General features: G+C 71.8%; 19 protein-coding genes and 1 pseudogene. 9 read left to right on the plus strand and 11 right to left on the minus strand.

Annotated features, from left to right (window positions below; genetic code table 11):
• Window positions 1-97: 97 nt before the first annotated feature.
• Together ACF088_RS32740 and ACF088_RS32745 are read left to right on the plus strand one after the other, a co-directional pair.
• Entirely contained in the window at window positions 98-967 is an 870-nt protein-coding gene (locus ACF088_RS32740) for an arpA protein (RefSeq protein ID WP_392379509.1), read from the plus strand.
• Window positions 968-1,149: 182 nt separating this feature from the next.
• Window positions 1,150-2,955 (plus strand): choline/carnitine O-acyltransferase, encoded by a 1,806-nt coding sequence (locus tag ACF088_RS32745; protein WP_392379510.1) that lies wholly within the window; start codon window positions 1,150-1,152, stop codon window positions 2,953-2,955.
• 108 nt (window positions 2,956-3,063) lie between these two features.
• Here ACF088_RS32745 and ACF088_RS32750 read toward each other — a convergent pair whose 3' ends face one another.
• Window positions 3,064-3,933, minus strand: coding sequence for an Fpg/Nei family DNA glycosylase (locus ACF088_RS32750; RefSeq protein ID WP_392379511.1), 870 nt, complete (start codon window positions 3,931-3,933; stop codon window positions 3,064-3,066).
• A gap of 104 nt (window positions 3,934-4,037) precedes the next feature.
• A complete protein-coding gene (locus tag ACF088_RS32755; protein WP_392379512.1) occupies window positions 4,038-4,598 on the minus strand; it encodes a hypothetical protein in 561 nt (186 codons plus the stop codon).
• A gap of 253 nt (window positions 4,599-4,851) precedes the next feature.
• On the opposite strand from ACF088_RS32755, the pseudogene ACF088_RS32760 reads away from it, so the two are divergent.
• Window positions 4,852-5,055: pseudogene (locus ACF088_RS32760) on the plus strand (response regulator transcription factor); the annotation flags it as partial.
• Between the two features lie 292 nt (window positions 5,056-5,347).
• Here ACF088_RS32760 and ACF088_RS32765 read toward each other — a convergent pair.
• Entirely contained in the window at window positions 5,348-6,295 is a 948-nt protein-coding gene (locus tag ACF088_RS32765) for a MerR family transcriptional regulator (RefSeq protein WP_392379513.1), read from the minus strand.
• A 98-nt stretch (window positions 6,296-6,393) separates the two neighbouring features.
• On the opposite strand from ACF088_RS32765, the gene ACF088_RS32770 reads away from it, so the two are divergent.
• From ACF088_RS32770 to ACF088_RS32785, 4 genes are all read left to right on the plus strand, one after another.
• Window positions 6,394-7,185, plus strand: a complete 792-nt coding sequence (locus ACF088_RS32770) for an alpha/beta fold hydrolase (protein ID WP_392379514.1) — start codon at window positions 6,394-6,396, stop codon at window positions 7,183-7,185.
• A 73-nt stretch (window positions 7,186-7,258) separates the two neighbouring features.
• Window positions 7,259-7,492: a hypothetical protein gene (locus ACF088_RS32775; RefSeq protein WP_392379515.1), complete on the plus strand. Its 234-nt coding sequence runs from the start codon at window positions 7,259-7,261 to the stop codon at window positions 7,490-7,492.
• Window positions 7,493-7,719: 227 nt separating this feature from the next.
• Window positions 7,720-7,908, plus strand: a complete 189-nt coding sequence (locus tag ACF088_RS32780; RefSeq protein WP_392379516.1) for a hypothetical protein — start codon at window positions 7,720-7,722, stop codon at window positions 7,906-7,908.
• Window positions 7,905-8,339 carry an NUDIX hydrolase gene (locus tag ACF088_RS32785; RefSeq protein ID WP_392379517.1) on the plus strand — a complete coding sequence of 145 codons (435 nt, stop codon included), beginning with the start codon at window positions 7,905-7,907 and terminating at the stop codon, window positions 8,337-8,339. Before ACF088_RS32780 ends, ACF088_RS32785 begins: the two co-directional genes overlap by 4 nt.
• 255 nt (window positions 8,340-8,594) lie before the next feature.
• Here the strand turns inward: ACF088_RS32785 and glnA are convergent, their stop codons facing one another.
• On the minus strand, window positions 8,595-10,004 hold the full coding sequence (gene glnA / locus ACF088_RS32790; protein WP_159480512.1) for a type I glutamate--ammonia ligase: 1,410 nt from the start codon (window positions 10,002-10,004) through the stop codon (window positions 8,595-8,597).
• Between the two features lie 340 nt (window positions 10,005-10,344).
• On the opposite strand from glnA, the gene ACF088_RS32795 reads away from it, so the two are divergent.
• Window positions 10,345-10,812 (plus strand): RDD family protein, encoded by a 468-nt coding sequence (locus ACF088_RS32795; RefSeq protein WP_380936541.1) that lies wholly within the window; start codon window positions 10,345-10,347, stop codon window positions 10,810-10,812.
• Window positions 10,813-11,171: 359 nt separating this feature from the next.
• Here the strand turns inward: ACF088_RS32795 and ACF088_RS32800 are convergent, their stop codons facing one another.
• The 4 genes from ACF088_RS32800 to lipB form a co-directional block, all read right to left on the minus strand.
• On the minus strand, window positions 11,172-11,882 hold the full coding sequence (locus ACF088_RS32800) for a DUF4191 domain-containing protein (protein WP_392379518.1): 711 nt from the start codon (window positions 11,880-11,882) through the stop codon (window positions 11,172-11,174).
• Between the two features lie 10 nt (window positions 11,883-11,892).
• Window positions 11,893-12,111, minus strand: coding sequence for a hypothetical protein (locus tag ACF088_RS32805; RefSeq protein WP_250051926.1), 219 nt, complete (start codon window positions 12,109-12,111; stop codon window positions 11,893-11,895).
• Window positions 12,112-12,323: 212 nt separating this feature from the next.
• Entirely contained in the window at window positions 12,324-13,274 is a 951-nt protein-coding gene (lipA, locus tag ACF088_RS32810; RefSeq protein WP_392379519.1) for a lipoyl synthase, read from the minus strand.
• A 171-nt stretch (window positions 13,275-13,445) separates the two neighbouring features.
• Window positions 13,446-14,210 (minus strand): lipoyl(octanoyl) transferase LipB, encoded by a 765-nt coding sequence (gene lipB / locus ACF088_RS32815; protein ID WP_392379590.1) that lies wholly within the window; start codon window positions 14,208-14,210, stop codon window positions 13,446-13,448.
• Window positions 14,211-14,536: 326 nt separating this feature from the next.
• Here lipB and ACF088_RS32820 point away from each other — a divergent pair, with 326 nt between their 5' ends.
• Window positions 14,537-15,991: a regulator gene (locus tag ACF088_RS32820; protein ID WP_392379520.1), complete on the plus strand. Its 1,455-nt coding sequence runs from the start codon at window positions 14,537-14,539 to the stop codon at window positions 15,989-15,991.
• Window positions 15,992-16,076: 85 nt separating this feature from the next.
• Here ACF088_RS32820 and ACF088_RS32825 read toward each other — a convergent pair whose 3' ends face one another.
• The 3 genes from ACF088_RS32825 to ACF088_RS32835 form a co-directional block, all read right to left on the minus strand.
• The gene (locus ACF088_RS32825; protein WP_392379521.1) at window positions 16,077-17,477 is read right to left on the minus strand and encodes an FAD-dependent oxidoreductase; all 1,401 of its coding nucleotides are present in this window, start codon (window positions 17,475-17,477) and stop codon (window positions 16,077-16,079) included.
• Window positions 17,478-17,739: 262 nt separating this feature from the next.
• The gene (locus ACF088_RS32830) at window positions 17,740-18,624 is read right to left on the minus strand and encodes a TIGR01777 family oxidoreductase (RefSeq protein WP_392379522.1); all 885 of its coding nucleotides are present in this window, start codon (window positions 18,622-18,624) and stop codon (window positions 17,740-17,742) included.
• Between the two features lie 86 nt (window positions 18,625-18,710).
• On the minus strand, window positions 18,711-19,229 hold the full coding sequence (locus ACF088_RS32835; protein ID WP_392379523.1) for a DUF4240 domain-containing protein: 519 nt from the start codon (window positions 19,227-19,229) through the stop codon (window positions 18,711-18,713).
• Between the last annotated feature and the right edge of the window lie 60 nt (window positions 19,230-19,289).

Raw genomic sequence — 19,289 nt, forward strand, 5'->3', positions numbered from 1 at the left:
CCGCACGGATCGCCTGGTGGGGGCGGCCGGAGCGCGATCGCGGACCGGCGTCGGGCCTCCGGCTCGGGTCGGTCTGCCCGTACGTGGAGAGGGTCGCATGAGCACTGTGCAAGCCATCACGCTCGACCAGGTGGTCGACACCGCCCGGTATCCCCTGTCGCAGCTCGACAGTGCCGAGGGGCGGGCCGTGATGTCCCGTGCCCGGCGCGAACTCTCGGCGTCCGGCTGCACCGTGCTGCCGGACTTCATCCGTCCCTCGCTCCGCGAGGTGCTGGAACAGGAGTGCGCAGCCCTCGCCCCCCAGGCGCACTACGACGTCGAGACCGTCAACGTCTACAACATCGCGGTGGACCGGGCGCTGCCCGAGGACCACCCCGGCCGCCGGACCTTCCAGCGGGGCAATGCGTTCGTCCCCCGCGACCGCGTCCCCGCGAACTCCCTCATCGGCCGCCTCTACTCCCACACGGCGTTCCAGGGCTTCATCGCCCGCTGCTTCGGGCTGCCGCAACTGCACGAGCTGGCGGACCCACTCTCCGGGCTGGTCCTCAACGTCGTCGCGCCGGGCATGGAGCATCCCTGGCACTTCGACACCAACGAGTTCACGGTCAGCCTGCTCACCCGCCAGGCACAGAACGGCGGCGTCTTCGAGTACTGCCCGAACATCAGGTCCGCCGAGGACGAGCACTTCGACGACGTCCGCGACGTCCTGGACGGCCGGGGCGAGCGGCTGACCCGGCGCCTCCCCCTGCACCCCGGTGACCTGCAGTTGTTCAAGGGCCGCTACTCGCTGCACCGGGTGAGCCCGGTGCGCGGCGAGCTCGCGCGCCACTCCGCGATCTTCGCCTACAGCGAGCGCCCCGGTGTCATCGGGAGCGTGGCCCGGACCCGGCAGCTCTTCGGCCGGGTGCTGCCCGAGCATCTGGCGGCCGAGGGCCGGGCCGTACGGGGCGACCGGCTGCTGGACTAGGGGAAGACATCCCCTGGCCGCAGGCGACGACGCGCCGCCGCCACGGACCGTGCCCGATCCGCCCTCCACGCCGGATCGGACACGATGGGTGACGGCGCGACCATGAACGAGTGACCACGCAGGCCCCCACGACCGGAAGCGAGAGAGCAGAATTGAATACCCGTCAGGAAGAGGCAGCAGCCATGACGACCTTCGCCCACGAGGACAGCCTGCCGCGGGTGCCCCTGCCCACGCTGGAGGCCAGCTGCGAGCGGTTCCTCGCCTGGTGCGCGCCGCTGCTGACCGCCGACGAGCTGGCGGCGACCGAGGCGGAGGTGACCGCCTTCCTCCGGCCCGGCGGCCCCGGCCGGACGCTGCACACGGCGCTGGAGGAGTACGACGCCACCGACGGCGTCCACAGCTGGCTCGACACCTTCTGGCCCTACCGCTACCTGGGCCGCCGCGACCGGATCGCCCTCAACGCCAACTTCTTCTTCCTGTTCCAGGACGCCCCGCGCCAGTCGCAGGTGGAGCGGGCCGCCGGGCTCATCGCCGGAGCCGTCGACTACAAGCGGCAGCTCGACCAGGAGCTCATCGCGCCGGTGGTGCAGCGCGGCGCGCCCCAGTCGATGGTGCAGAACAAGTTCCTGTTCTCCGCCACCCGCATCCCCGGGGCGGCACAGGACACCGTCCGCAGCCCCTACACCGACGCCTGGCCGGGCCCGTCCCGCGCACGGCACATCGTGGTGTTCTTCCGCGGCAGCATGTTCCGGATGGACGTGCTCGGCCCGGACGGCGTCCCGCACAGCCTCGACGACCTCGAAGCGGGACTGCGCGCCGTACAGAAGGCCGGCGCCGAACCGGCCCCCGCGGACACCTCGGTGGGCCACCTCACCACCATGGCCCGCGCGGAGTGGGCCGCCGCCCGGGAGTCCCTGCTCGCCTGCCACCCCCGCAACGCGGACGCCCTGGACGACATCGAGACCGCCCTGTTCTGCGTCTGCCTGGAGGACTTCGCCCCCGCGGGCATCCAGCAGGCCTGCGACGAACTGCTCCACGGCGACCGCGGCAACCGCTGGTTCGACAAGGCCGTCTCCCTGATCGTCTTCGCGGACGGCCGGGCGGGCATCAACGTCGAGCACTGCGAGCTGGACGGCACCACCATCCTCAGCTTCACCGACGCCCTGCTCAGCACCCCCGCCGAGGAACACTCCCGCCGCTCCGGAGCCCGCCCCCAGGGCCTCCCGTCCGTGGCACCGGTCGTCTTCGAGCTGGACGGCACCCTCCGGTCCCAGGTGCGCTCCGCCGCCGAGGCGTTCGCGGAGTACGGGGCGGACACCGCGACCCGCACCGTCTCCTTCGACGACTTCGGCAGCACCACCGCCAAGGCCCTGGGCTCCTCCCCGGACGCGTTCGTCCAGCTCGCCTACCAACTGGCCCACCAGCGCGCCAAGGGGCACCTGGGCGCCACCTACGAGTCGATCGCCACCCGCCAGTGGCGGTACGGCCGGACCGAGGCGATGCGCGTGGTCACCCCCGAGATCCAGGAGTTCGTCGCCACGATGGAGGACCCGGCGGCCGACGCGGACACCCGCCGGGCCGCCTTCCGGGCCGCGGCCGCGAAGCACGTCGCCCGCGCCAAGGAGTGCCAGGCCGGCGACGCACCCGAGCAGCACCTGTGGGAGCTGGAGCTGATCCAGCGCCGCCGAGGGACGGAACTCGGCGTGACCGAGCAGCCCGCCCTCTACCGGACGCCCGGCTGGCTGACGATGCGCGACGACTACCTGAGCACCAGCTCGGCCCCGTCCGCCAACATCCAGTACTTCGGCTTCGGCTCCACCAGCAGCCGCTGCATCGGCGTCGCCTACGTCCTGCTGCCCGACCGCTTCCACCTCTACCTGAGCACGCCGCGGGCCGTGGCCGACCAGATGCTGACGTTCGCCGACCGGCTCCGGGAGGCGGTGGCGGAACTGCGGGAACTGCTGGCACCGGGGGAGTCCGGGGCCTGACGGCTCGCGCCACCGGATGGCGACGGGCCGGTCGGGGACTCCGGCCCCCGACCGGCCCGTCGCCGCCCGGCCTGCCCGGCTCCTCGCTCCCCCACTTACTTCAGCGACTTACTTCAGCAATCGGGACATCCGCCGATCGGCGAGAATCTTGCCCCCGGTCTGGCAGGTCGGGCAGTACTGCATCGACGCATCACTGAAGGACACCTCGCGGATGGTGTCCCCGCACACCGGGCAGGGCTCACCCTTCCGCCCGTGCACCCGCAGCCCGCTCTTCTTCTCCGCCTTGAGGTCCTTGAGCGCCAGCCCGTGCGACCGCTCGACCGCCTCACCGAGCGTCGTGCCCATCGCCTCGTAGAGCCGCCCCACCTCCTCCTCGGAGAGCCTGGCGGCCAACTTGAACGGCGACATCCGCGCCGCGTGCAGAATCTCGTCCGAGTAGGCGTTCCCGATCCCGGCGATCACGCCCTGGTCCCGCAGCACCCCCTTGATCTGCCGGCTTTCCCCCGCCAGCAGCCCGGCGAAGGCCTCCGGCGTGAATCCCTCCGACAGCGGATCCGGCCCGAGCCGCGCGATCCCCGGCACCTCCAGCGGATCCCGTACGACATACACCGCCAGGTGCTTCTGGCTCCCGGCCTCGGTCACGTCGAACCCCGCGCCCTCGTCGGGATCACCGAGCCGCACCCGCAAGGCCAACGGCCCCTTCCCGGGCCGCGGGGGCGCCTCCGGCAGCCGGTCACTCCACCGCACCCACCCCGCCCTGGCCAGGTGCATGACCAGATGCAGCTCCCCGGCCCGAAGATCGAGGAACTTCCCGTGCCGTCCCACCTCGTCGAACGAGTGCCCTTCGAGCGCGGTGAACGGCGGGTCGTAGGTCTTGAGCGCATGGACCGCGACCGGGTACACGCGCTCGACGACCCGCCCGACGACATGCTCGCCCAGGAACCGGGTGAGCGACTCGACCTCCGGCAATTCAGGCATGACGTCAGTGTGCCTCGGAAGTGCGGTGGACACCGTTCGCGGCCGCTGGAGGTTCGGTGCCGCGAGCGTGACCACGACGGGGACTGCGGCGGCGTCCCTGACCGTCACCGTGACCGGCGAACCCGGCGAACCCGATGAGCCCGATGAGCCCGATGACGTCGCAGCCAGTAATGCCCGGTCACCACCGCGAGCAGCGGGCCCCAGGCCAGCAGCGGCAGATAGCAGCCGGTCATGATCCAGTACGCGACGCCGTCCGGTGCGTCCGGGTGGCCCATGGCCTCCGGCGCGTTCCAGCCGAGCGCGCCCAGCCCGCCGAAGGCGGTGAGGGCGGTAGCCCCCAACCCGGCCGGGAGCACGGCCACCGCCGTGGGTAGCCGCCGGCCGCCCAGGAGCGGGATCCAGCGGGGAAAGGCCTCGCCCCAGCGCTGGACCAGGCCGAGCGTCAGCAACCCGAGGCCCTCGGCGAACAGGGTCAGAGCGATCATGTAGAGCGAGAACCCGCTGCCGAAGGTCACCGTGGCCATCGCCTCGTCACCGGTGAAGCCGACCGGTATCCCCAGGGCCGCCGCGATCCGCCACAGGCCGCTCGGCAGCGGGGTGACCGCGGCGAGGCGCGCGAGCCGGACCACCCGGCGCGGCGGCTCGGTTGCGGCGGTGGACGCCATGGACTTCGCGGCCGCCGCACCGGATGAACCGGATGCGCCGAACCTGCCGGCTGATTCGGCAGCGGCACTCCCTGATGCGCCACCCACCGTCGTCCTCACCTCTTGCATACCGAACAACCCGCCTTCCAGGATCTGTTGGGGCCGCATCACCCCGGTGACGCGATCAGCTTCCGAGGCGGGGCAGGTCCGCGACCATCGGCCGACCGGCAGATCTCCGGGCGCAGAAAGCGGCCGCCTGCGCCGATCGGCAGAGACACCCCGCGAACGCGAAATCGCCCGCCTGGTAGCCCACGGCCTGACCAACGCAGAAATCGCCGCCTACCTGGTCATCACCCCCGGCACGGTCAAGACCCATCTCGCCAACGCCCAAGCGAAATTGCACGTCCGCAACCGCGTCGGCATCGCCGCCTGGTCCTGGCAATCCGGCCTCGCGACACCAGGGAACCGCCCGACCTGACCTCACCCCACATCACCGCCTCGACCTGTCGCCCGGTGCCCCCAACGGTGAAGGCCGCCACCCCGGAGCGGGGCAGCGGCCTTCACACGGAATCCGCGGCTTAGATGTCGAAGAACGGATGTCCAGAATCCGTCGATCACCTGACGCTGATCCCGCCACCGGCCACAACGCCCGTTGCTTTCCGACAGGAACCGGCGTAGCCGTTCCCACTCGGCATCACCCAGATCTCCCCGCCCCATGTCCACATCAATGGCCCGGACATGGAGCAGTCACATGGTCGACCGGACAACTCCTAGGCGACCTGCGCGTCCAGCGCGGCGCGGAGCCAGTCGTCCATGGCGCCGATGGTCGGTTGCGAGGAGGCGGAGGGGAGTTCGCCGGCGAGTTGCCAGTAGCGGTCGATGAGGGGATGCGCCAGCCGGGCCAGCTGGGTGCTGAGTTGGCGGCGGAAGGCGGGGGTGTCCCGCGTGTTGTGCAAGCCGGCGTGGGCGGTGACGAAACAGTCGAGGGCTTCGCCCGCGTGCGGGGGCCGTTGGGCCCGTACGTCCGCCGAGGCGAGCGTGCACGCCTCGACGAGTCCTTCGTAGAGGACGGCCGGGCGGCAGGCGCCGTCGGAGGTCCGGGCCGCGAGGCGGCGGATGTCGATGTCGCGGACGCGGGGGTCGGTGGCGACGGCGTGAAGCCGGACGAAGGTCAGGACCTGGGACGGCGTCGGGTCGGCGGGGGGCTGCGGCACCGCCGCTTCGAGCAGCGTGGAGAGCAGGCGGGCCGGGAGCCGCGCGGGGAGTACATGACGCCAGAAGCGGGCCAGGGCGTCCGTGGTGGGCGGGATGGTCACGGCACCGATCAGGCGCAGGCGGTCGGCGCGTTCCTCGGGGGTGCAGTCGTGGAGAAGGCGAAGGGCGGCCTCCCGCCAGCGCAGGGCGGACAGTTGCGTGCCGAGTGCGCGGAGCTGCCCCGCGACGGCGCCCTCCAGGGCGTCCGTTGCGCCCGGCGCGTCCTCCTGGGCGAGGATCCGGTCGACCTGCGGCAGCGGCAGGTCGAGGGTGCGCAGCGAACGGATCAGGCGGAGCCGGTCCAGGGCCTCGGGGCCGTACCGACGGTGGCCCCCGGCGCTGCGGGCGGCCTCGGGCAGCAGGCCGCGGTCCGAGTAGAAGCGGACGGTCTTGACGGTGACGCCTGCCTGCTCGGCGAGTTCGCCGATGCTCCACATGCCGTCAGGGGACGCGGACACGGTCATGCCTTGAACCTCCCTCAGGGGGAGTTCCTACCGTAACGGCACGCGCGGCCGGGTCAACGGGGGCCGGCCGCGCAGCCAAGCTATGCGAGGAGGCGTTGATGACGGCGTATGTGCTGGTGGCGGGCGGTCATATGGGCGGCTGGCTGTGGCAGGACGTGGTGGACCGGCTGCGGGAGCGGGGAGCCGAGGCCTGCGCGGCCACGCTCACGGGCATGGGCGACCGCCGCCATCTGGCGGTACCGGAAACGAACTTGGAGACCCATATCGAGGATCTGGTGCAGCTCATCGACCACTTGGACGCGCCGGAGGTGGTGCTCGTCGCCCACTGCCACGGCAGCTTTCCGGCGCTGGGCGCCGCCGACCGGCGCCCGGAACGGGTGTCCCGGATCGTGTACGTGTCGGCGCCCCTGCCGATGGACGGCTACTCGGTGCACGGCCTGATACGCGAATTCGAGCCCGATCCGGCGGTCCGCGACAGGTGGTGGAAAAGGGCCGAACAGGCCGAGGACGGCTGGCGGATCCCCCCGCCGTCACTCGACGGCGCGCAGGCCCGGAGCAGCGTCGCGGGCGTCCCCGCAGAGGCGCTGGCCCGGCTCGTCCGCCTGGCCGCGCCGCAGCCGCTGGGAACGCTCACCCAGCCGCTCCGGCTGTCGGGCGCCGCCGCAGAACTACCGTCGAGCGGCGTCTTCTGTACCGGCACGGGGATGAGCATCGCCATGGTCGAGTCCCTGGTGCGGTCGGGGGATCCGCGCTTCCGTGCCCTCACCGAGCCCCACGTGTCCTTCTTCGAACTCGACTCCGGGCACTGGCCGATGCTCTCCGTCCCGGACGAGCTCGCCGGGGTGCTGCTCCGGGCCGCTGCGGGCGAAGGGCAGCGGGTGACTGCGTAGTCCTGCTCAGCGAGGTCAGCGGGCCGCCTGCCCTCGCTCTTGCAGCGGTGGCGGTTGGCCCGCAGGACGCGCTTTGGCGGCGCTGATGCTGCCGTTGACGGTGGTCCTCGATCTCGTCCCAGGTGCCGCGGAACTCGTGACGGCGGCGCTCTCGGCCATGCCGCGCAGCATGGTGGCGCTGCTGCGCGGCAGTCCCGTTCAAGGGGGGACGGCGCAGCCGGGCAGGGCGGTTGGTGATCGCTGTACAGACGGGGCCGCCACCTTGCCACCGATGAGCCCCATGATCGCCCCGAATCCCCTCAAGTAGGCCGTGGAACATGCCTCAGTGGCGGCTTTCACCTGCTCGGAGTCGCCGCCGAACGCGGCCGGTAGCACATTCAAGATCAGTGCCAGGGCCGTCAGCGCAGCCACCGTAGAAAAGATCAGCTTGAAGCGGGGCGTCAGGTCGGACTTGTTGTGAAGGGTGTGGGGATGCCGCCGGCCTGCGTGGGGTGTCCGAATCGGACGGCGACTCCGGGGGAGTGGAGGACACGGATGGGTTCGCCGAGCGCTGTTCGGATGCCTGCGGTCCGGGTGAGGCCCTCGTCGCATTCGACCAGCCCGGCCGCGCACGCGCACACGATCAAGCTGCCGGTCTGGCACCGTGAACAGGATCCGAAACTGGCCGAGCAGTACGTCAGCGCGGCCAGGAAGGCCGGCGAACACCACGAGGAGCTCCTGTGACCGTGACTTCCGACCTCGCCCGAACCCTGGCAGAGGAGGCCGAAGCCGAAGGCATCACCACCTTCGTGGCCGCGGCCGTTGTCACCGACGCCGACCGCATCCTCCTGGTCCGCCGCAAGCCGGACGACTTCATGGGCGGCCTGTGGGAGATCCCCTCCGGTCATGTGGACGCCGGAGAGAGCATCCTGGACGCGGCCCGCCGCGAGACGCTGGAGGAGACCGGCCTGACCGTCACCTCCGTGGACCGCTATCTCGGCCATTTCGACTACGAGAACAGCCGCGGCACCACCACCCGCCAGTTCAACGTCGCCGTCACCGTCTCCGAGACCGGGCCGGTCATCCTGACCGAACACGACCTGCACCAGTGGGCCGCCCCCGGCGACCTGCCGGGCGTCACCGACGGCGTACGGGAGGTTCTGGCCTGCGCGTAGAACCACCGACGGGTGTCGCCCGAACCAGAGCCGGGCGGTGGGTAGTACGGCCCTATTGCCGGCATCGGCGACTTCTTCCGGGAGCCCTGCGGCGGCACCCACGTCGCCATGGCTTGCCGCAGGGGGCCGGCCAACCGGCGAGGGCCGCTACCCCGGACAGGGGGTAGCGGCCCTCGTGGCGATTCTGACATCAAGTCAGAGAACTGGCCGGGCCTGTTTTCCGGGGCTTCCGCCCAGGTCGGCCGACCATGCTCTTTAGATGTCGAAGTACAGCTCGAACTCGTGCGGGTGCGGGCGCAGCTGGATCGGGGCGATCTCGTTGGTGCGCTTGTAGTCGATCCAGGTCTCGATCAGGTCGGAGGTGAAGACGCCGCCCTGCTGGAGGTACTCGTTGTCGGCTTCGAGGGCGTCGAGGACGGCCGGGAGCGAGGTCGGGACCTGGGGGACGCCCGCGTGCTCCTCGGGGGCGAGCTCGTAGAGGTCCTTGTCGATCGGCTCGGCCGGCTCGATCTTGTTCTTGACGCCGTCCAGGCCCGCGAGGAGGAGGGCGGAGAAGGCGAGGTACGGGTTCGAGGACGGGTCCGGCGCGCGGAACTCGACGCGCTTGGCCTTGGGGTTCGAGCCCGTGATCGGGATACGCATGGCCGCGGAGCGGTTGCGCTGCGAGTAGACCAGGTTGACCGGGGCCTCGAAGCCGGGCACCAGGCGGTGGTAGGAGTTCACCGTCGGGTTGGTGAAGGCCAGCAGCGACGGGGCGTGCTTGAGGATGCCGCCGATGTAGTAACGGGCGGTGTCGGAGAGGCCCGCGTAGCCCTGCTCGTCGTAGAAGAGCGGGTTGCCGCCCTGCCACAGCGACTGGTGGACGTGCATGCCGGAGCCGTTGTCACCGAAGATCGGCTTGGGCATGAAGGTCGCGGTCTTGCCGTTGCGCCAGGCGACGTTCTTCACGATGTACTTGAAGAGCATCAGGTCGTCGGCCGCGGCGAGCAGCGTGTTGAACTTGTAGTTGATCTCCGCCTGGCCGGCCGTGCCGACCTCGTGGTGCTGGCGCTCGACCTGCAGGCCGGCCGCGTCCAGTTCCAGGGAGATCTCGGCGCGCAGGTCGGCGAAGTGGTCGACCGGCGGGGCCGGGAAGTAGCCGCCCTTGTAGCGGACCTTGTAGCCGCGGTTGTTCTCCTCCGACCCGGTGTTCCAGGCGCCCGCCTCGGAGTCGATGTGGTAGAAGGACTGGTTCGCGCCGGTCTCGAAGCGCACGCTGTCGAACACGTAGAACTCGGCCTCGGGGCCGAAGAACGCGGTGTCCGCGATGCCGGTCGAGGCGAGGTAGGCCTCGGCCTTCTTGGCGATGTTCCGCGGGTCACGGCTGTACTGCTCGCCGGTGATCGGGTCGTGGATGAAGAAGTTGATGTTGACGGTCTTGTCGCGGCGGAACGGGTCCACACGAGCCGTCGACAGGTCCGCGCGCAGCGCCATGTCCGACTCGTGGATGGCCTGGAAGCCGCGGATCGAGGAACCGTCGAAGGCGAGTTCCTCGGCCGGGTCGAAAGCCTTCGCCGGGATCGTGAAGTGCTGCATCACACCGGGCAGGTCGCAGAACCGGACGTCGACGAACTTCACGTCCTCGTCCGCGATGAACTTCTTGGCCTCGTCGGCGTTCTGGAACATCCAACTCCTCCTAGCCCGGTCACCGGTCGGCGGACGCGGGATTGCTACTCGGAACGCGACCATGTGCGGTGGCGCGTTGCCCGACCATAGGCAGGCGGGATTTCCCAAGCATGACCCATTTGTTTCGCTGAGGTTAACCGGCGCACGCCTGCCTTTATTTACCAGTGTGACCCATAAAGGGGCATTCTGGCCCGGGGTGGCGGCCGTTCGCTACGGCGCCGCGCCGAGTCGTTCCGCCCCTGGCGGCACGCCCCCCGGGCCCGGCCCGGAAGCGGGACCCGAGCCGCCTTGCACCGGACCTCCGCGCAGCGAATGTATGCGGTCGCAGTACCGTGGTCGGGTGGACAACAGGCAAGCAATCGGATCGTGGATCTCCGGGCCCCGCGCGGCAGCCGAGGACATGGGCGTCGAGTTCGGATACCGCGGGCAGCAGCTCGGGCTCCCGGAGACGGGGCCGGGCTCGATCGCGCGCCCCGGGCGGCGCTTCGCCGCGCTCTTCCTCGACTGGGCGCTGTGCATGCTGATCGCCTACGGACTGCTCAGCGGCGGTAAGGCGCAGTCGGCGAGCAACTGGGCACTGGTGGTCTTCGCGGTGCTCAGCGTGCTGACGGTGGGGACGGTCGGCTTCACACCGGGCAAGCGGCTGCTGGGCCTGCGGGTGGTCGCCGAGGGCGGCGGCCGGATTTCGCTGCCGCGGGTCGTGCTCCGCACGGTGCTGCTTGTCGTGGTCATCCCGGCCGTGGTGTGGGATCGGGACGGGCGGGGGCTGCACGATCGCCTCTCGCGCGCCGTACAGGTCCGCATCTGAGCCCGTACGCCGGGCCGCCTCCGGGCGGATGGCCCCCGTACACCGGCCGAGCCCCGGGCGAGAGCTGAACCCGTCCGCCGCGCTGCCGGGCTGCATCCGAGCGCCCCGTCCGGCGCACCGGGCTCCCCGTCCCGCACGCCCCGTCCGTCCCGCCCGACCTGCATACGAGGCGTACGGATGCCCCATCCGGCATACGAGGCGTCCGTACCCGCGTCCCGCATACGACGTGCCCGTAAGCCCGGCCCGCATACGGCGCCGCATGACGAAACGCCCCGGAGCCACAGGCCCCGGGGCGTCGTCGTTCGGTCAGGAGGGTGTCGGGTCCGTCGGCCGGGCGCGGGTGCGGCCGGCCGCCACGGTCAGCGGGTCTTGCCGCCGCCCTTGGGCATGCGCATGCCCTTCGGCATGGGGCCCTTGGGAACCGGCATATTGCTCATCAGGTCGCCCAGCGCCTTGAGCCGGTCGTTGACGGCGGTGACCTGGGCGCCGGGGAGCACGCGCGGCAGCTTCAGCAGCGTCGTACGGAGCTTCTTCAGCGGCACCTGGCCCTCGCCGTCGCCCACGATGATGTCGTGGACCGGGGCGTCGGCGACGGTGCGCGCCATCCGCTTCTTCTCGGCGGCCAGCAGGCCGCGGAGACGGTTCGGGTTGCCCTCGCCGACCAGCACGATCCCGGCCTTGCCGACGGCGCGGTGGACCACGTCCTGGCTGCGGTTCATGGCCACCGCGGGGGTCACCGTCCAGCCACGGCCGACGTTGTCCAGCACGGCGGCCGCCGCACCGGGCTGGCCTTCCATCTGCCCGAAGGCAGCCCGCTCGGCGCGCCGTCCGAAGACGATCGCCATGGCGAGGAAGGCCAGCACGAAGCCCAGGATCCCCGCGTAGATTTCGTGGCCGATCGCGAAGCCGATGGCAAGGAGAACGCCGAATACGACGATGCCTACACCAGCGACGACTAGACCGACCTTGGAGTCGACCCGACGGGTCATCTTGTAGGTCAGGGCGATCTGCTTCAGCCGCCCGGTGTTCTCAGCGCCGGCAGCGCCGTCTGAGTTTGCCTTCCTCGCCATACAGCGAAGTTTACGTGGCGTGCGGGCGCCGGGTCGCCGCGGCCTCCAGTACGTACTCGGCCTCGTGGCGGTCCTTGGCGCGGCGGCGGTCCTCCAGGACCGATGTCCAGGCGTTACGGCGGGCGGTGCGCTGTCCGCCGCGCATCAGTACGGCCTCGACGGCGCGCAGTGCACCGGTGACCGAAGGGATGGGGAGGGCGGGATTGGCGCGGAGCGGCGCGGCCTGCATGGTGGGTGACTCCCTCTGATCTGTTCGGAGAAGCAGGGGTAGGTGCGGGAGCGGTACGTGCATCCATCGTCACGGAAAGGTGTTACCAACGGATGACCTGCCGGTCAAACACCGATGAAACGTTGACGCGGCCCCCACGCCCCCCGTCAGGGGGAGTGCGGGCCGCGTCCCTAAGCATGTGCCACGTTTCACAAGACGGCGCGCCGGGGAAATCAAACCGCCTGACTGGACGCCTCGACCTCGCGCCGCTCGATGGCCTGCTGGTAAAGGCGGCCGGCGCGGTAGGAGGAGCGGACCAGCGGGCCGGACATCACGCCGGCGTAGCCGATCTCCTCGGCCTCCTCCTGGAGCTCCACGAACTCGGCGGGCTTGACCCAGCGCTCGATGGGGTGGTGGCGCACGGAGGGGCGCAGGTACTGGGTGATCGTGATCAGCTCGCAGCCCGCGTCGTACAGGTCCTGCAGCGCCTGGCTGATCTCCTCGCGCTCCTCGCCCATGCCCAGGATGAGGTTGGACTTGGTGACCAGACCGGCCTCGCGGGACTTGGAGATGACCTCCAGCGAGCGCTCGTAGCGGAAGCCGGGGCGGATGCGCTTGAAGATGCGCGGGACCGTCTCGACGTTGTGGGCCAGCACCTGCGGGCGGGAGGAGAAGACCTCGGCGAGCTGCTCGGGGACCGCGTTGAAGTCGGGGATGAGCAGTTCGACGCCGGTGTCGGGCATCGCGGCGTGGATCTGCCGGACGGTCTCGGCATAGAGCCAGGCGCCGCCGTCCTCCAGGTCGTCGCGGGCGACGCCGGTGATCGTGGCGTACTTCAGGCCCATGGTCTGCACGGACTCGGCGACCCGGCGGGGCTCGTCGCGGTCCAGCTCCTGCGGCTTGCCGGTGTCGATCTGGCAGAAGTCGCAGCGGCGGGTGCACTGGTCACCGCCGATGAGGAAGGTCGCCTCGCGGTCCTCCCAGCATTCGAAGATGTTGGGACAGCCCGCCTCCTGGCAGACCGTGTGCAGGCCCTCGCTCTTGACCAGGCCCTGGAGGTGGTTGTACTCGGGACCCATCTTCGCCCGGGTCTTGATCCACTCGGGCTTGCGCTCGATGGGGGTCTGGCTGTTCCGGACCTCCAGGCGCAACATCTTGCGTCCGTCGGGTGCGACTGCGGACACGACCGGCTCCCTACGACTTCGTTTCTTCGGCGTACACCAGGGTACGCCCGTTGATTCGCACGTCTTTACGTGCGGTGCAACTCCGTATGGCGGGGTTGCATTCCCGGCGGTCCCGGGGAGGACCCGGGCCGGACGGCCGCCCGGCCCGGGTCCCGGGCGGCGACCGCCCGGTCAGACCGCGCGGGGGAGCAGTTCGGCGCCCTCCAGGACGTCCCGCAGATGCTTCTCGGCGACGGGCAGCACCTCGGCGATGGTGATCTCGCGGCCCAGCTCGCCCGCGAGCGAGGCGACGCCGGCGTCCCGGATGCCGCACGGCACGATCTTGTCGAACGAGGTGTTGTCCGGGTTCACGTTCAGCGCGAAGCCGTGCATCGTGACGCCCTTGGCGACACGGATGCCGATCGCGGCGAGCTTGCGGTCCTCGCGGCGCTGGCCGGCGTTGGACGGTGCGTACTCCGGGCCGTTCAGCCGCGGGTCGAACAGCTCGTCCGCCACCCGCGGGTCGAAGTCGAGGTTCAGCCCGCCCAGGGCCGTCCGCTGCTCCACCGGGTCGCCCAGCACCCACACGCCGCTGCGGCCCTCGACCCGGGTGCCCTCCACGCCGAACTCGGCGCAGACCCGGATCAGCGCCTCTTCGAGCCGGCGGACATGGGCCACGACGTCCACCGGGCGCGGCAGCTTCTGGATGGGGTAGCCCACCAGCTGGCCGGGCCCGTGCCAGGTGATCTTGCCGCCGCGGTCCACGTCGACGACCGGGGTCCCGTCCAGCGGGCGCTCCTCGTCGGACGTACGGCGTCCCGCGGTGTAGACGGCCCGGTGCTCCAGCAGCAGACAGGTGTCGGGCAGCTCGTCGGCGAACCGGGCGGCGTGCACCCGGCGCTGCTCCTGCCATGCCGAGGTGTACTCCACGGCGTCGGCGCCGAAGCCCAGCTGCACAAAGCGCAGCCCCTCGGGTACGGGGGTCTCCCCCCGAGAGATCGCAGTCACGGCAGCTCCTCTTCGAACCTTTGTTGCATTGCGCTGCAACATTGATGCCACTTCGCGCCCAGGCCACTGTACGGCCGCCCCTCGCGGTCCCCGCAGGCGGCCGGTGTCCGGCCCTCCCGCCCCTGCTCACACGATCGGATGAACGCGGGGAGGAGGCGGTGATCGGGGCGCCGAAGGCCGTTACATTCACGCCGTTCCACAAGGGCGAATGAGCATGCCGGACAGGGTCCGCCGAACCCGGCAGCGGCCCGGAAGGCAGGAGACCGGTAAAGCTGATGACGGAACGACCCCCGCACCACACCCCCAACCGCCAGCTCGCCGCGCTCATCGCCGAGGCGGGATTCTCCAATGCCGGGCTGGCCAGACGGGTGGATCAGCTCGGCATCGAGCACGGCCTGGATCTGCGGTACGACAAGACGTCGGTGACCCGCTGGCTGCGCGGCCAGCAGCCCAGAGGCACCACCCCCGCCCTGATCGCGGAGGTGTTCACCCGCCGGCTGGGGCGCCGGCTGTCCGCCCAGGACCTGGGCCTGGACGCCTGTGCGCCGGTGTACGCCGGACTGGAATTCGCCGCGAGCCCCAGCGAGGCGGTGGACATCGTCAGCGGCCTGTGGCGCAAGGACTCCGGCAGCCACGCCGAGCTCCGCAAGATCGCCTTCACCCCGGCCGGGCTCGTGGTGCCCAGCCGCGACTGGCTGATCGGGCGCGCCGACGAACGGGTCGCCCGTGGCGAGACCAACGGCGACGGGGCGGGCCGGGTCCCCGCACAGGGCCGGGTCACGGTGCCCCGGCAGCGCCGCACCGACCGGGTCGACCGCACCCAGGGCTCCAAGGTCACCTCCGGCGACATCGCGGCGCTGCGCTCGGTCGGCGAGCTGTTCCGGGCGCTGGACCACGCCTACGGCGGCGGCCACGCCCGCCAGGCCCTGGTGCGCTATCTGGAACACGAGGCCGAGCCGATGCTCCGCGGCAGCTACGGCGAGGCCACCGGCCGCCGGCTCTTCGCGGCCGCCGCCGATCTGACCCGGCTGGCGGGCTGGACCTCGTACGACATCGCGGCCCACGGGCTGGCCCAGCGGTACTTCGTCCAGGCCCTGCGACTGGCCCAGGCCGCCGGCGACCGCGCGTACGGGTCCTACGTCCTGGTGACGATGAGCCGGCAGGCCGTCTACCTGGGGCACGGCAGGGAAGCCGTGCAGCTGGCGCGGGTCGCCCAGCAGGGCATCGGCAGCAGCGCGCCGCCCGCCGTGCAGGCACTGCTGCACGCCGCGGAGGCACGCGGTCACGGCGTCCTGGGCGAGGTCCGGGCCTGCACGACGGCGCTGGCCCGTGCCGAACGGGCGCTGGAGACCGTCCGGCCCGGTGATGACACCCCGTACTGGGCGCGCTTCTTCGACGAGGCGCAGCTCGCCGACGAACTGGCGCACTGCCACCGCGATCTCCAGCAGTACCGCGCCGCCTCCCAGCACGCCGAGCGCTCGCTCCAGCTGCGCGCGGCCGGCTTCGCCCGCAGCAGGCTCTTCTGCCGGGTGGTGCTGGCGACCGCGCGGCTGGGCCTGGGCGAACTGGAGCAGGCCTGCACGCTGGGCGCCGAGGCGGCGCTCCAGGCCTCCGAGATGCGGTCCGTACGGGCACACGAGTACGTCAGGGAGTTCGAGCGCCGTCTGGAGCCCTACCGGGACGCGGCGGCGGTACGGGGCTATCGCGAACGGGTGGCGGCGCTGGGGTGAGGGCGGGCCCGGCCGCCCGCCCGTCGGGGTGAGGGCGGGGCAGGCCGCCCGGCCGTCGGGGTGAAGGCGAGGCAGGCCGCCCGGTTCAGGCCGCCGTGGGCAGGGCGTCCGGTTCCGTGGTGAAAGCCGGCAGCCCGAAGTCCTGGAGGAGCGCACGGGCGGCGCGGCGGCCCGAGTTCAGCGCGCCCTGGAGCGAGCTGATGTCGCGGTGGTCGCCGCACACATAGAGGCCGGAGAGCACCCGCACCGGGCGCTCCGGGTCGTGCGGCGCCGGCATCGCGGGTACCGCATACGGGTCGTGATGGGCGGTCAGCAGCTCCCAGTCGTCGGTGTGCGCACCGTAGATCCGTTCGAGCTGGGGGCGGACCGTCTTGTCGAGCACGGACAGCGGCAGCATCGCGGCGGCGCCGAGCACGGTCGTGGTGATCAAGGACCGGCCCGGCGGCGTACGGGACGGGTCGATGGCGCCGGCGGCGTAGCTGTAGGCGACGGGGCCGTCCGTCGGGAGGATCAGGGTCGTGTCGCGGGACGGTGCGCCGCGGCCCCCGTCCGCCGCCGCGGTGTGGTGCAGGACGGCGACCGGGTGGAAGGCCGGTACCCGCAGTCCCGGCAACAGCTCGGCCGCATCGCGCGCGCCGGTGGCCACCAGTACCGCCCGACAGGGGATATGACCGTGCTCCGCGGTGCTGACGCCGGTGGTGGAGACGGCGGTGACCTGCACGGACGTACGGACCGTGTCGGGCGGCAGGGTGGCGGCGAGCAGCTCGGGGACGGCCGCGGCGCCGCCGGCCGGCAGCCACAACCGGCCCTGGGCGTAGGCGCGCAGCGCCGCCGCCGCGCCCCGGCTGGAGCCGCGTAGCTTGGGATCACACAGCAACGCGGCCAGCAGGGGCCGCAGGAACGCGTCATGGCCGCGGTGCGGGAAGGCGGGGCGGCTCGCCAGGGCATCGTGGATCGGACGGTCGGCGGGCGGGGCGTGGGGGGCGAAGGCCGGGGGAGCGGCGGCGGTGTCGGTGCGGCGGTCCGTACGGCGGTCGATACGGCGGACCGTGCGGCGGTCCGGGGGCGGCGCGGTCCGCCGGTCGGTGAGGCGGACGGTCTGACGCTCCGTCCGGCGTTCCGTACGACGGTCGGCGCGTGAGAGGGCACGGGCCGCGGACAGGGCACCCTTCGCGCTCCGGGGCGCGCTGATGCGCTGCGTCCGCTGGCCGTTGTGGACGCTCAGGCCGGGCGCGAACGGACGGAGCGTCAGATCGCCGAGGCCCGGGGTACGGGACAGCTCGGCGGCGGAGACGGCCAGCGGCCGGCCGCAGTGGTCCAGCCGGAAGCCGTCGAGGCGGTCGGTGGCGGACCGGCCGCCGATCCGTGGTGCGGATTCCAGGACCGTGACGGACACCCCCGCCCCGGTCAGATGGCGGGCGGCGGCGAGTCCGGCCGGGCCGGCCCCCACGATGACGACGTCCACGGCCGATGCGGTACGCAGCACATGCCCCTCCCGAGGTCGGTCCCAACGGCGGCGCACCCCAGTCGTGCCCGGTGCCGCCATGGGGGATACCGAGGTGAGGCGTGCGGGGTCGGCAGGAGGCGGCGGTCCGTTCGAGAGGGGGCGTCCAGGGGCGCGTCGACGCGCCCCTTGGCCAAAGCTTCCCGTGTGGCCCCGCGGCTATGCCGCCCGGACGACGGTGTGACGCGGACGACTCCGCGGTGCGGACGACCCGTGTGACACGGACGACCCCCGGCGCGGACGGCTACGCGGCCCGGACCGCCTCGATGATGCGCGGATGGGCGAACGCGAACCCGGAGTCCAGCAGCCGCTGCGGAATGATCCGCTGACTGCCCAGCACATCGTCGGCGAACTCGCCCAGGGCGGCCCGCAGGACCGGTGCCGGCACGGTGAACAGCGTGGGGCGGCCCAGGACATGGCCCATCACGGCGGTGACCTCGCGGTTGGTGACCGGCTCCGGAGCCGTGAGGTTGACCGGACCGGCCAGGCCCTCGGTGTCGACGAGGTGGCGGAGCGCCCTGATGTGGTCCTCCAGGGAGATGAAGCTCCAGTACTGGCTGCCGTCGCCGAGCCGGCCGCCCAGGCCGAGCCGGAAGAGGGGGAAGAGCTGGCCCCAGGCGCCGCCGGAGCGTGCCACGACCAGACCGGTGCGGGCGAAGACGGTACGGATGCCCGCGTCCTCGGCCGGCTTCGCGGCGTCCTCCCAGGCCACACAGACCTCCGGCAGGAACCCGTGGCCGGCCGGCGCGCTCTCGTCCGTCCGCCGGTCGCCGGTGTCGCCGTAGTAGCCGATGGCGCTGCCGCACACCAAGACTCCCGGCGGGGCGTCCATGGCGGCCAGGGCCGAGGCGAGGGCCCGGGTGCCCAGGACCCGGCTGTCGCGGATCTCCTGCTTGTAGGCGGCGGTCCAGCGGTGGTCGCCGACCCCGGCGCCGGCCAGGTGGACGACGGCCCCGCAGCCGGCCAGCCCCGCCGTGTCGACCTCCTGGCGCCCGGGGTCCCAGCGCACCTCGTCGGCGGCCGTGGGCGCACGCCGTACGAGCCGGACGACGTCATGGCCTTCCGAGCGCAGGGAGCGTACGAGCGCCGTGCCGATGAGTCCGGTCGAGCCGGTGATCGCGATCCGCATGGGGCCATACTGCCCGCAGCGACGGGCCGGCGGTGGCATCCGGGGGCCCGGGGCCGCCGCGCCCCCGGTGCGCACCGGCGCCGCGGCTACGGCTTGAAACGGTCCCAGAGGGTGGGAAAGCGCTCCGCCATGCCCCGGTCGTCGTCGAAGTCCAGGTAACTGCCGAGCGGTTCCCGGGGCGGCGGGGGAAGTCCCAGGTCCGGCATCACCCCGCCGGTCAGCTGCTCGTACGCCTCGTCGGCCGCATAGCCCAGCTCCTCGGCGTCGCCGTCCACCGCCTCGTCGAAGTCGTCCAGCAGCTCGGCGAGCTGGTCGGGGTCGTGCAGCGCGCCCTCGAAGACCTCCCGGCCCTGGCCGATCAGCCAGCAGCGGAAGTAGTCGAAGGCGTCGTCCCCCGCGCCGCCCAGCAGCACGGAGGCCGCGGCCCACAGCTCCCAGGAGTACGCCCGGTTGTAGCGGGCCTCGAAGTGGCGGGCGAAGTCCACGACGGCATCCGGGTCGAGCCCGAGGAGCCGCTCGACCAGCGCGTCGGCCTGCTCCTCGGGGTCGCCCTCGGCGGCCTCGCGGGAACCGTCGATCAGTTCCCAGAACTCCGTCTCGTCCATCACCGCTCCAGCATCTGCCCTGCCGGCGCCCGTCGCATGCGGAGTACCCCGGATGCGACG

The organism is Streptomyces sp. NPDC015125 (assembly GCF_043080045.1).
GTDB lineage: Bacteria > Actinomycetota > Actinomycetes > Streptomycetales > Streptomycetaceae > Streptomyces.

Excerpts from the sequence above, each read along its gene's own strand:
- ACF088_RS32750 (WP_392379511.1), bottom strand. The coding sequence starts at position 3,933 with ATGCCTGAATTGCCGGAGGTCGAGTCGCTCACCCGGTTCCTGGGCGAG.
- ACF088_RS32770 (WP_392379514.1), top strand. The coding sequence starts at position 6,394 with ATGACGGCGTATGTGCTGGTGGCGGGCGGTCATATGGGCGGCTGGCTG.
- glnA (WP_159480512.1), bottom strand. The coding sequence starts at position 10,004 with ATGTTCCAGAACGCCGACGAGGCCAAGAAGTTCATCGCGGACGAGGAC.
- ACF088_RS32830 (WP_392379522.1), bottom strand. The coding sequence starts at position 18,624 with ATGCGGATCGCGATCACCGGCTCGACCGGACTCATCGGCACGGCGCTC.
- ACF088_RS32800 (WP_392379518.1), bottom strand. The coding sequence starts at position 11,882 with ATGGCGAGGAAGGCAAACTCAGACGGCGCTGCCGGCGCTGAGAACACC.
- ACF088_RS32745 (WP_392379510.1), top strand. The coding sequence starts at position 1,150 with ATGACGACCTTCGCCCACGAGGACAGCCTGCCGCGGGTGCCCCTGCCC.
- ACF088_RS32765 (WP_392379513.1), bottom strand. The coding sequence starts at position 6,295 with ATGACCGTGTCCGCGTCCCCTGACGGCATGTGGAGCATCGGCGAACTC.
- ACF088_RS32820 (WP_392379520.1), top strand. The coding sequence starts at position 14,537 with ATGACGGAACGACCCCCGCACCACACCCCCAACCGCCAGCTCGCCGCG.
- ACF088_RS32835 (WP_392379523.1), bottom strand. The coding sequence starts at position 19,229 with ATGGACGAGACGGAGTTCTGGGAACTGATCGACGGTTCCCGCGAGGCC.
- ACF088_RS32780 (WP_392379516.1), top strand. The coding sequence starts at position 7,720 with ATGGGTTCGCCGAGCGCTGTTCGGATGCCTGCGGTCCGGGTGAGGCCC.
- ACF088_RS32740 (WP_392379509.1), top strand. The coding sequence starts at position 98 with ATGAGCACTGTGCAAGCCATCACGCTCGACCAGGTGGTCGACACCGCC.
- ACF088_RS32805 (WP_250051926.1), bottom strand. The coding sequence starts at position 12,111 with ATGCAGGCCGCGCCGCTCCGCGCCAATCCCGCCCTCCCCATCCCTTCG.
- ACF088_RS32755 (WP_392379512.1), bottom strand. The coding sequence starts at position 4,598 with ATGGCGTCCACCGCCGCAACCGAGCCGCCGCGCCGGGTGGTCCGGCTC.